Below are 11,542 nucleotides of genomic sequence, written 5' to 3'. Positions count from 1 at the left end.
GTATCGAAGCACCACCTGTCGGCGGTCTCTTGATACGTCAGGTAAAGCTATTCCCAACGTTTAATAGCTATAGTCTTGAAAGGTTACCTGTATGTTAGATAACGGCGAGCTAGTGGTGGACGCAGTGTCACACTGCTTCAACCACGCAGACGATAATCACCTCCATCCACACTCCCAGCGGTGGGACGATGAGACGTACGAGCTCGGCGAGCAGTTGATGCCCGATGAGTACGTGTTCCCGGAGGAGATCTTCTACCGGAACCACCAGCCCGAGGAGCTCGAACGGCTGCTCTTCCTGGAGAGTCAGATCGACTACTCGGTGTATCACTCGCTCCCGCTCGATGACTACTTCAAGGACGGCTACGTCTCCCGGGAGAAGGGATTCGAGCTTCGCGACCGCAACCCCAACCGGATGGGGATGATCGTGGACATCAATCCGCTCGAAGACGACGCCGTCGAGCAGGTCGAGTACTACGCGAAAAAGAAAGACGTCGACGGCATCAAACTGTACCCGGCGCGCTATCAGAACGGCCGTGACCTCTCGTTGCAGTTGAACCAGGACACCGTTCGCCCGGTACTGGAGAAGGCCGCCGAGCTCGACGTCGGGACCGTCGGCATCCACAAGTTCATCCCCTTCGCGACGGCGCCGGTGAAGTACTTCCGTATCGACGACGTCGAGGAGGCGGCGCTTGCCTTCCCCGAACTCAACTTCGAGGTCATCCACGCTGGCTTCTCCTTCCTCGAGGAGACCGTCTTCGCGATGGCCAGTCACGACAATGTCTACGCGAACATCGAGAACACGGCCCACATGGCCTGCAGTCGCCCGAAGAAGTTCGCCCGCAGCCTCGGCGAGATGCTGTACTGGGCCGGGCCCGACCGCATCGTCTTCTCCAGTGGCGCGACGGCGCTGCACCCCCAGCCGCCAATCGACGCCATCTGGGACTTCGAGATGCCCGAGGACCTCCGGGCCGGCGAGGACTACCCCGAGGTCACACAGGAGGACAAGGAGAAGATACTGGGCAAGAACAAACTTCGGCTCATGGGCAAGGACCCCGAACAGGTCAAGAAAGACATCAAGGGCGACAAGTGGGACCAGAAGATCCAGGAGCTAAAAGAGAAAGGCGAGTACCCCGCGCCGCCGTGGTCGACCTACGAGGAGCCGACAGACGAGGCCTCGAAGGAGCGTGTCAAGTACGTATGAGCACCGACGTCACCGACCACGTCCTTCCGACCACGGAGTTCGAAAGCGATGTGAAAACCGATGTGAAAGCTCGGCTCGAGGAGGTGCTCGACCCCTGTAGCTGTATGAGCGAGCACCCCGTCAATATCGTCGACCTCGGTCTCGTCGACGGCATCGAGTGGGACGGGACCTCGAAAACGGTCACCGTCCACCTCCTGTTGACCTCCCAGCGGTGCACCTACTTCCTCGACATCGACGACGAGATCTGCGAGCGCGTCGGGGAGCTATCGGCCGTCGAACAGGTCGAGGTCCATCAGGTCACGAGCGGGGAGATATGGACGGCCGATCGGATGGCCGAGACGGAACGCCAGGCCCGCCGGGAGCGCTTCGAGCAGCGCGTCGAAGAGGCCGGGATTACGCCTTACGCCGAACGCTCGGAGTGAGTCGCGATGGGACGACGAATCCTGATTCCGGTCGATAGTTCGCCACAGGCGAGAGAGGCCGTCCGCCACGCGAGTACGGTCCACCCGGCCGACGACCTCGTCTTGCTGCACGTCGTCGAGTACAGCGAGTCCATCACCGACCCCGACCGCGGAGGGCGCAAACACGCCGAGGGCTGGTACGCGAAGGCCCGCGACGACGCCGAGGACCTGTTCGAGCGGCTTACCGAGGGGGTTGAGCACGAGGGCGAAATCACGACCGCGATCACCGACGGGTCGCCCGCGTCGGCGATCGTCGACTACCTCGCCGAGCACGACATCGATCAGGTCGTCATCGGGAGTCACGGGCGCACGGGCGCGACCCGTATCCTCATCGGCAGCGTCTCGGAGAGTGTCGCCCGTCGCTCGCCGGTGCCAGTCACCGTCGTTCATTGACGCCACCCGTTCGCCACTGCTACCGCTGTCAGTTCCGTCCTGCGCTCGTCTCCTGATTCTCTGTCACCACCAGCCACACACCAGCCGGTTTTCATCGACAGTTTCGCAAAACTCCGCCGCCAACGTCGCCCTCGACAGCGGCGGGGGTCCTACCGCGCTCGGTCGATTGCGTCGAGGGCGTCGGGGTTTTCGACACTCGAGAGGTCACCGATGTCCTCACCGGTGTGGCGGGCCTGGATGGCGCGACGGACGATCTTCCCCGACTGCGTGACGGGGAACTCGTCGACGAAGCGCACCTCGCGGGGCCGGAACGGCTTGCCGAGTTCGTCGCCGACCAGCTCCCGCACCTCGTTCCGGAGGTCGTCGGACTCCGTCTCCCCGTCGTCCGTGACGACGAAGAGCGCGACAGCAGTCCCGGTCGTGTCGTCGGGCACGCCGACCGCGGCGGCCTGATTGACGGCTTCGTGGTCCATCGCGGCGCCCTCGACCTCCGCCGGGCCGACCTTCCGGCCCGCGATGTTCAGCGCATCGTCGGCGCGGCCGTGCAGGAACCAGAACCCGTCTGCGTCCTTCTGGGCCCAGTCGCCGTGGTCCCAGACGTCGTCCCAGGTCGACCAGTACTCCTCGAGGTACCGCTCGTCGCCCGACCAGAGCGACCGGGTCATCGAGGGACAGGAGTCCCTGGCGACCAGATAGCCGCGCTCGTTTGTGTCGACGATGGAGTTGCCGTCCGAGTCGACGATGTCGATGTCCATCCCCAGCCCCGGGCCGCCGAGCGAACAGGGCTTCAGCGGCTGGGTCGGCATCGGCATGAGAAAGCAGCCACAGATCTCCGTGCCCCCGGAGATGTTGATGATAGGGCAGTCCTCGTTGCCCACTTTCTCGTAGAACCACTGCCAGCTCTCGGGGTCCCAGGGCTCGCCCGTCGAGCCCAGGATACGGAGGCTGGAGAGGTCGTGGTCCGTGACCCAGTCGTCGCCTTGCTTCCGGAGCGCTCGGATGGCCGTCGGGGAGATGCCGAAGTGGGTGAGGTCGTGGCGGTCGATCATCTGCCAGAACCGGTCCGGCTCGGGGTAGTCCGGCGCGCCCTCGTACATGAAGACCGTACCGCCGAAAGTGTGGTTGCCGATGAGCGTCCACGGCCCCATCATCCAGCCGATGTCGCTGACCCAGAAGAACCGGTCGCCAGCCTTGAGGTCGAATCCGAAGTGCAGCTCTTTCGCACACTGCATCTGGACGCCGGCGTGGGTGTGGACGATGCCTTTCGGCTTTCCGGTCGTCCCCGAGGAGTACAGCAGCATCGACGGGTCGGTCGAGTCTAGCTGGACCGTCTCGAAGGTGTCGGCCTGTGTCTCGACGGCCGCTGTCCAGGGCTCGTCGCGACCGTCAACCCAGGGGACGTCTGAGCCGGTGCGCTCGTAGACGACGACCGAGGACACGTCGGTCTCGACGGTTTCGATGGCCTCGTCGAGCGTGTCCTTCAGCGTGAGCTCGCTGCCACGGCGGTAGAACCCGTCGGCGGTGAAGACGACGCTGCTCCCGGAGTCCTCGATACGGGTCGCCGTCGCGTCGACGCCGAACCCCGAGAAAATCGGGACCGCGATGGCGCCAACTTTGAAACAGCCATAGAGGATCGAGATGACCTCGGGAACCATCGGCATGTAGAGACCGACGGTGTCGCCCTGTTCGATACCCCGTTCCCGGAGCGCGTTGGCCACCTGGTTCGACTGGCGGTGGAGCTCGTGGTAGGTGACGTTTCGCGTCGCACCGTCCTCGCCCTCCCAGAGACAGGCGACGCTGTTCCGTCGCTCGGTGTCACGGGCGGCGTGACGGTCGAGGACGTTATGTGCGATGTTGATGCTGCCGCCGGGGTACCAGTCGGTGAACTGCGGGCCGTCAGCGTCGTCGCGGACGGCGTCGTAGTCTTCGTAGAACTCGATGTCGAGGTAGTCGACCAGTTCGTCCCAGAACCAGTCGACGCCGGACGCTGGTACGCCCTCGATGTCAGTGGTTGTCCGTTCGATGAGGTCGTCGTAGTCCTCGATGCCATACGCCTGCATGAACGACCAGACGTTCGTCGATTCGACGGCCGCCTGGGTCGGTTTGTGGACAATCTCCTCAGTATCTGCGAGTGTGTCACTGGCCATGGACCTGTACTCTGACCTGTCGACGGAGAGGCGCTTAATTCTTCTCCTCCCGCTGTGGGGCCTACTCGAGGCCCGCCTCCTTGTAGGTCGCGGCGTGGTCGACGTATAGCTCGTGTACACGGTCGATCTCCGCCTGTTGGGCATCCTCGATGGGTGTCGTCGTCGCCGGCACGCCGTAGGCCACGTGACCCTCGGGGACCGTCTGGTCCTCGGTGACCACGCATCCGGGCGCGACGATGCTGCCGGACTCCACCACTGCGCCCTGCTGAAGCGTGCTCGACATCCCGACCAGCGCCCGGTCTTCGACGGTCGCGTAGTCGATGACGACGTTGTGCCCGACAGTGGCGCCGTCGCCGATAGTCGCCCCGTGGAGCATCGAGAACTCCTGAACGTTCGTCTCCTCGCCCACGACGACCGCTTCGCGCTCGCCACGGAGACAGACGAACGGCCAGATGCTCGCCCGCTCGCCGACCTGAACGTCGCCGACAAGGTAGGCCATCTCCGAGACGAACGCCGATCCGGCAACCGTCGGGCTCGCACCCAGGACCTCGCGTTGCATGGCTGGGCCGACGCGGCGAATCCACTTGAACGTATCTCCTTCGAATCCGTTCGATAGCTTCTATAGCCGTAGGAGGGCCCGGTTCGAGGGCGAAGCGCGTCCCTCGGTGCTTCTCGGCCATGACGAGAAGACTGCGTACCACCCTGGCGACCGCGCAAGACTTCGTCCCATCGAGATTATCCTCGTCTGGCGAACTTTATATGACGCTCGCTTTAGTACGCCCCCTTGCTACTCCACTCTCTGTGTTTCCGGCGGCGTTCCAGACGGCTAAAAGCGACTGCCACGGCACACTGTCACCCGCTACGGTCCCGTCTCCCGCTGCGTCCACGATAGCGGAGTCGCCAGCACGCGGGGCACCGGCTCGCAAAACCTAACACATGTACATGTGTTATGGCGGATTCAGCGGTGGTTCGTGAGGCGTGAATTATATATACTCATCTGGTACACCCGGCCCAGCGGTGTCATCCGTCGAGTGAAGAGGCCACCGAGCGAACCAATCGGTTGAGATCGGTTTCACGCCGGCCGTACAGCAGTGGGACCATCGGGTGGGTTGATTTTCAGTGACTCCTCTCCAGTGAGTCAGTGACCGACGGTCCTCGACGGCGCTGTTGGGAAGACATGCGAGCAGGACGGCGTGGCGAGAACGGACGACCGGTGGGCGCCGGTACCGCCGAAAGCGGACGGGATAGCTCCGCGGGATTCATGGACAAAACCCGGAAGCCCGGTTGAAACTGGAGCGATGTTCTTTTCTCCTGTGGTCGGGAACGCCAATGACTGTGCGTTCGCGGTGTTCTGACACGAGGTTATCTGGCTAGACGCCGTTGATGGAGCTATAAATGAGAATTTGAGTGTAATCGGGCTATCTAAGGGCCTGTTTTAGTTTTCAGTCAATGATATTGGATGTTGAACTGTGTGTTTTATCAATATATTTGAGAATTTTGGATTAAATTCGCCTATTAAGCACGCGAAGACCGGCACAGAATTTGAAACCTCGCAGTACCTATCGGCCGTGGCAGCCATCCCTTTCCATATGCAGCGGTCCGACACGAACGATGTACTGCTCAGCACAGGCGATACAACGGGCGAGCGGACGTTGAATTGCCCGACACGTATCAAGAATGACGTGGGAAAGACAACAGAGACAATCAGGCTGTCGCCCGATACCCACCGGACTCGGCCATCTGCCAGACGGTGAACACTCCCGTCACACCGAGGCCAACGGCGAGCGCGAACAGGACAGTGTAGGTCCCAGCGGTGGCGACCAGTTCTCCAGCAGCGACGGGCGCGACAAACGACCCCAGCCACCCAGCCACGCTGGCCAGCGAAACGGCCGTCCCCGCAGCGGTCGGCGCCACGAACTCCTGAATTGACTGGTACATGAGTCCGATCTGGAGTTGGATGAACACCCCGGCGAGAACGAGCATCGTGACCAGCACCGTGATGGTCGTACTATAGAACATGGTGACCGCCAGCACGGTTGCCCCGACGAATGAGGCCGCGAAGACAGGCCGTCGGCGCTGGGCCAACACCCTGTCCGAGAGCCATCCGCCCGTGGGCCGAGCGAGAATCCCGACTGCGGGGAACAGGGCAACGAACGCCCCGCTCTCTGCCAGGGAGACACTGAATCGGCGGGAGATGTACGTCGGCATCCACGAGTTGAATACCATGTACAGCGAGTAGCCGAGGACCGTGACGACGACGACCATCCATACGTTCTGGTTTCGCAGCACTCGCTTGAAGCCGGTTACCGAAATCGGGTCCGACGAGGTCTGGAACCGCGAGACCCGTCCGACGGCGACGTAGAGCGCGAGCGACATCACCAGCGCCGCGGTTCCGAAGACAGGGAACACCCCTGGCCAGTCGACGACCCCGACGAGGCGTGGCGCACCGAGCTGTCCGAGCGCGTACCCGGCGGGGTAGCCCGAGATGATCACTGATGTAGCTGTTGCCCGCCGGTGGGCTGGGAACGTGCTCGATGCCAGATTGATGCTGACGACCCACAGCACGAACATCCCGATGCCCGCGAGGAGTCGCGACGCGACCAGCAGCGAGACGGACCCCGCGCTCCCCGCGAACCAGTCGCCGACACTACCGGCGAGGAGAACGCCCGCCGCGGCCGGGACAGCCGCACGAGCCTCGACACGGTCGAGATAGATGCCGACGGGGATGCCAATCACCGTTGCGGCGACCTGTGGCATCGAGACGAGTGCAGCGGCCGTCGCCTCGGTGATGTTCAGGTCGGCCATCACCAGTGGAAGGACGCTGGCGGGGGTAATCAGGTACGCACCGACAAATAGCAGCAACAACCACCCGGTTGCGATTGTCACAAGCCGCCACGCGGAACCGTCGTCAGAGCCACGAATATCGGTCAGGATTTTGTCCAATGCACATCCTGGTTGGGGAGTCCGAAAATAATCCTGTCGTTCGTGACACTACTTCCGGCAGCGAAGCGACGAATATACTGAAAAAACTGGGCCACAGCGGCGTGAGTCCCCTCACCAGCGGTACCGGCAGAGAATGGGTTCACTCTGTTCAGCAGTGCCTGATCGGTCCGGTCCGATGCTGCCCCCGCTCCGTTGGCCGGGGTGGTATCAATCCGACTCCAGAGTTGATCAGAGAGTATCCGATTTCAGGATAATTGCTGTAATCCAGCTTACAGCTGTTGCGACGAAGAGAACGACTGTAATCGTAAGGAATGAATCCAACTGCGGCCGGTTTTTCGGTATGCCAGGATACAAGCCGAAGAAGTATAATACTGTTATCAGGAGAGAGAAGAGAAACACAGCTGTGACCATAGTAGCATAGGGATGCCTGTAGACGACGGTTGGTGGATCCATCGCTCGTTTTGAGTCCTCACCGGACTCAACTTGGGGAAGCGACATCAATTGTTCGCCTGCGACTCACTCGCCGGTCAATCGTAGATTCGCATCGATATAGCTCATTCATTACAACGGTTTGTAACCGGTAGCAGTCCGACCATAGAGTTTCGTCGGTCGGTAACCACCTAGCTGGTGGGGCTTTGAGCGCCGCGGTATCGCAGTTAGTTCTCCACTCTCACCGGATTATATTCCCCAAAAGAATACGATGCCGACTGTCGTGATGATAGTCAGGATCAACTGTAATGGCGCACCGACGCGTGCGAAATCCGTGAATTTGTACCCTCCTGGTCCGTAGACCATCAGGTTCGTCTGGTAGCCGACGGGGGTCAGGAGTGGTGTGCTGGCCGCGAAGGTCACAGCCAGTACGAACGCGAATGGGTTAGCGCCGAGTTGGCCAGCAACCTCGACCCCGATTGGCAGTAGCAATACGACGCTGGCGGAGTTGCTGACCATCTCCGTGATAACCGCGGTCCCAAGGTAGAACAGCCCCAGGACCACGATCACGGGAAGGAGGTCACTTACGGAAACGACGAGATCAGCGATGAGGTCCGCAGTGCCCGAGGCCTCGACTGCGATGCCTAGCGGGATGACACCCGCCACCATGAAGATCACTTCCCAGTCGATGGCTTCGTATGCTTCCTCGGGCGTGAGTATACCCGTGAAGAACATCGCGGCAACGCCCGTCAGCGCACTTGTCATAAGCCCGAGGACGTCGAGTGCTGCGAGTCCGAGGGCGCCAGCGAGGATTCCCAGCGCGATGGGGATCTTCGACCGGTCGAAATCCTCCCATCTGTCCTCGCCCGCGACGGCGACATTTGTGTCCCTCGCAATGCGATCGAGCACTTGATCAGGCACCTGTACGAGGATGACATCGCCGGCCTGCAACCGGACCTCTCTGAGACGCTGGCGGATCACCTCGTCGCCACGCCGGATTGCCAGCACTGTCACGTCGTAGTCGCGCTCGAAGTCTGTGACACCGCTGCGCCGACTCGACCAGGGACCGGGCAACAACACGACTTCGGTGAGTTCGTCCTCCTCATCGGAGGTCTCCTCGGCCGTCTTGTCGCCATCATCCGCCGTGTCTTCACTCGACGCCTCGTCCTCGGCGAAAGAGTCGCTACGCTCCGCGGTGAACGACTCCCAGTCGTGACGCCGTGGCGAGAAGCCGGGCGGGAGGGACGCATCGTCCTCCGTGGCCGCCTCCATGACCTCCGGTAACAGCTGCAGGTGATCCTGCTCGATGACCTCCTGGAGGGTTTCCTGGTCGGCCCTGACCGAAAGGACGTCGCCCGCCTGGATCCGTTCCGATCCGAGTCCACGGGCGAGCGTACGGTTGCCACGGACGATCTGGAATACGTCGAGGTCAAGGTCCTCCTCACCCAGTTCCTGGACACGGGACCCAACGAGCGGCGAGTCCTCCATGACGACGACGTCGGTGAGGTAGTCCGTCATGCCGAACGCCTCGGTTGGCGACCCCGTCGGATCGATTCGTGCCGGAGTGAGGTAGCGGCCGATGGTGAGCAGGTACACGATCCCCACGAGCAAGACGATGGCGCCCAATTGCGTGAACTCGAGCAGCGCGAACGGTTGTGCGTCGGGACCGCCCACCTGAACCCACACCTCACTCGCCAGGAGGTTCGTTATCGTCCCGACGACAGTGAGCATGCCGCCGAGCATCGAGGCGAACGACAGTGGTATCAGGAGCTTCGAGGGCGACGTCTTCGTTTGCCGAGCGAGGTTCATTATCGCCGGTATCAATACGGCGACGACGGAGACGTTGCTGACGACCCCGCCCGGCGGCCCGGAAAGCGTGACCGTGGCGAGCAACTGTTTGAACTCGTTGTCCCCGGCGAAGGCAATCAGTTTCCGCGTGAGAATCTGGATGACGCCGGTTCGCCGGACGCCTTCGCTCAGGACGAACATCGCGAGGACGGTGAGCGTCGCAGGGTTCGAGAACCCCGAGACGCCCTGCTCTGGTGACACGCCGGTCCACTCACCGAGGAGGACGAGTGCGACGACGAGGCCGACCGCGGTGGCGTCGATCGGAACCGGCTGGGTAACGAAGAGGACGAATACGATGGAGATGATAGCCAGTACGACGACCACGTCGAACGAGACCGGAAGCTGCACGGGGAGTTGCTGTAGAGGGAAACCATTGCTCCAATAAAATTGAACGAACAGAGAACTCATCGTTTCACCCTTCTCTGAGGGTTATTCAACTAATCAGATAGAATTTCCGCTAAAAGCAACACGCATACCCAAACCTGGCAGGTGTGGGTTCGCCCCTTGTGGGAGTGTTCCACATGTTGACAAGCCGGTGCACGCACGCCTCGATGGCCTCCGCTCTCACTGGGAACCGCGATGCAGAACTGGGTGCCTGCGACCGGCGCCGGAAAACACAACTCCCCCGTTTAGGGCAGGAAAAGAACGGTGGGCAGCCGAATGATGGGGTGAGAGAACCGGCGTGCCATGCACCGTTCGAAGTCGTCATCCACGACGACGGGTTCTGGACCCGGGCCAATCGATGAACCTGATGGGCTCGAGAGGGAGGTGCAGCGGGGACCAGAACCCAACTAAACGGTGTACAGCTGGTAATGAAAATATTTGTGATTTTCACTCACAGTGCGTCGATAGTCGCTTCCACGGCGGTCCGTAGTCCGCCCGAACGTGCCACTGGCGGTACTGACCCACCCCCTGCTCAGGATTCCGAGTCGCTGTGGATGTCGACGACTGCTGTAGAGACGAGTCCCGAAGCAAGCATAGAATCGTGGAAACGAGACGAGAGAGGGCCGAACTCATCTCGCCATAGTTCTCCCGCTTTCACATATAGCCCTGATCCCACTCGCGGGCCTGGTCCTGCTGGTGCACTCGTTGCATCAACTGTTCGTAGTGGTCGCGGATTTCGGTCGCGAACCGTCGAAGTCGCTCCGTCTCCGTGCCTAATCCGTACAGCTGGTTCACGGCGTCTACCAGTCGCAGTGATGCCTCAGGATCAATCCGTTGTGTCCGCGTCGGCGTGACTAACACGCCTGCTCGAAGCGGTGTATCGATAGCCCGCGAAACGAGACTCGCCGTAATACCGTCAAAGAACCCACCTGCAAGTGGCGCAAACTCCGCTGTCTGTAACCGCCGCTCGATGTAGTCGGGTGACGCGACGTAATATATCCCGTCGCTTCGCTCCACGTTTCGGAGGCCGGAAACACCGAGCAGTATCGCTATCTCGTCGATATCCCGGTCCAGAATCCAGTCGAGCAGTTCACGCCCGAAGACCTCAGTCGCATGGAGCGGAACGGGGAGTTCACTGGTCAGGACTGTCACGTCGAGGTCGGGTCGTGAATGGAGTCGGGTAGGGTGGTACGGACGCCCGTTCCTGAACGGCGCGAGGGCTGGTAGCCCGTCTGTCTGGATGTGCCCCGTCTGCTCGAGATCCAACTCTTCGATAAGGTAGTTACAGGCGATCATTCCACCCATTCCGGGATAAGAGAAGGCGGCGATAACGGTCTCTGACGGTGGCTCGTCGGCCTCGATGGTCAGGCTGATTTCGTCTGGCATACAGAACAGACAGTATCCAGCAAGAAAAGCTTCGGTCCCGGCAGCCGCTATCCCAGATCAGTTCGACCGTTCGGATACCCTGTAATCGAGCCCTCTCTGGACACGGTGGATGATTCGGGGGCGCACCCCCGTTTCTATCCGCTCTCCACGAGCTCACCCCTGCCGATAGTATCTGTTAACCGATCCGGACAGGTCCACACCGGGTATCCGATGCAGACCATGCCAAAGGCAACACACCACTGTTTCCGCAGCTTTTGGTTTCACCCAATACAGGGCACTCTGTGCGTCTCTCGTTCAGATCACTGACGCTCGGAGCGGAGAACCATCCGGCTGTGCACACCACCGTTTCC

At 61.3% G+C, this 11,542-nt stretch carries 9 protein-coding genes; 3 read left to right on the top strand and 6 right to left on the bottom strand.

Annotation, left to right across the window (positions count from 1 at the left end):
* Positions 1 to 91: 91 nt before the first annotated feature.
* Genes KZ498_RS20550 through KZ498_RS20540 form a run of 3 tightly spaced genes read left to right on the top strand, consistent with a single transcriptional unit; the run spans position 92 to position 2,055 of the window.
* Positions 92 to 1,201: an amidohydrolase family protein gene (locus KZ498_RS20550; RefSeq protein ID WP_312621245.1), complete on the top strand. Its 1,110-nt coding sequence runs from the start codon at positions 92 to 94 to the stop codon at positions 1,199 to 1,201.
* Positions 1,198 to 1,623, top strand: coding sequence for an iron-sulfur cluster assembly protein (locus KZ498_RS20545; RefSeq protein ID WP_312621243.1), 426 nt, complete (start codon positions 1,198 to 1,200; stop codon positions 1,621 to 1,623). The genes KZ498_RS20550 and KZ498_RS20545 overlap by 4 nt, the downstream gene beginning before the upstream one ends.
* Before the next feature lie 6 nt (positions 1,624 to 1,629).
* Positions 1,630 to 2,055, top strand: coding sequence for a universal stress protein (locus KZ498_RS20540; protein WP_312621241.1), 426 nt, complete (start codon positions 1,630 to 1,632; stop codon positions 2,053 to 2,055).
* A 149-nt stretch (positions 2,056 to 2,204) separates the two neighbouring features.
* On the opposite strand, the gene KZ498_RS20535 is transcribed toward KZ498_RS20540, so the two are convergent.
* The 6 genes from KZ498_RS20535 to KZ498_RS20510 all read right to left on the bottom strand — a co-directional run bounded on the left by KZ498_RS20535 (position 2,205) and on the right by KZ498_RS20510 (position 11,192).
* Complete coding sequence (locus tag KZ498_RS20535) at positions 2,205 to 4,202, bottom strand: AMP-binding protein (protein WP_312621239.1); 1,998 nt, start codon at positions 4,200 to 4,202, stop codon at positions 2,205 to 2,207.
* Positions 4,203 to 4,263: 61 nt separating this feature from the next.
* Complete coding sequence (locus KZ498_RS20530) at positions 4,264 to 4,761, bottom strand: gamma carbonic anhydrase family protein (protein ID WP_312621237.1); 498 nt, start codon at positions 4,759 to 4,761, stop codon at positions 4,264 to 4,266.
* Between the two features lie 1,145 nt (positions 4,762 to 5,906).
* Complete coding sequence (locus KZ498_RS20525) at positions 5,907 to 7,088, bottom strand: MFS transporter (RefSeq protein ID WP_312621236.1); 1,182 nt, start codon at positions 7,086 to 7,088, stop codon at positions 5,907 to 5,909.
* A gap of 285 nt (positions 7,089 to 7,373) precedes the next feature.
* Positions 7,374 to 7,643, bottom strand: coding sequence for a hypothetical protein (locus KZ498_RS20520; RefSeq protein ID WP_312621234.1), 270 nt, complete (start codon positions 7,641 to 7,643; stop codon positions 7,374 to 7,376).
* A gap of 180 nt (positions 7,644 to 7,823) precedes the next feature.
* The gene (locus KZ498_RS20515) at positions 7,824 to 9,770 is read right to left on the bottom strand and encodes an SLC13 family permease (RefSeq protein WP_312621233.1); all 1,947 of its coding nucleotides are present in this window, start codon (positions 9,768 to 9,770) and stop codon (positions 7,824 to 7,826) included.
* Between the two features lie 690 nt (positions 9,771 to 10,460).
* Positions 10,461 to 11,192 (bottom strand): PAC2 family protein, encoded by a 732-nt coding sequence (locus KZ498_RS20510; protein WP_312621231.1) that lies wholly within the window; start codon positions 11,190 to 11,192, stop codon positions 10,461 to 10,463.
* Positions 11,193 to 11,542 lie beyond the last annotated feature (350 nt).

The organism is Haloarcula sp. 1CSR25-25 (assembly GCF_032027985.1).
Taxonomy (GTDB): domain Archaea; phylum Halobacteriota; class Halobacteria; order Halobacteriales; family Haloarculaceae; genus Haloarcula.
Note: the sequence above shows the minus strand (reverse complement) of the source record. Positions and strands in the feature narration are given on the sequence as shown.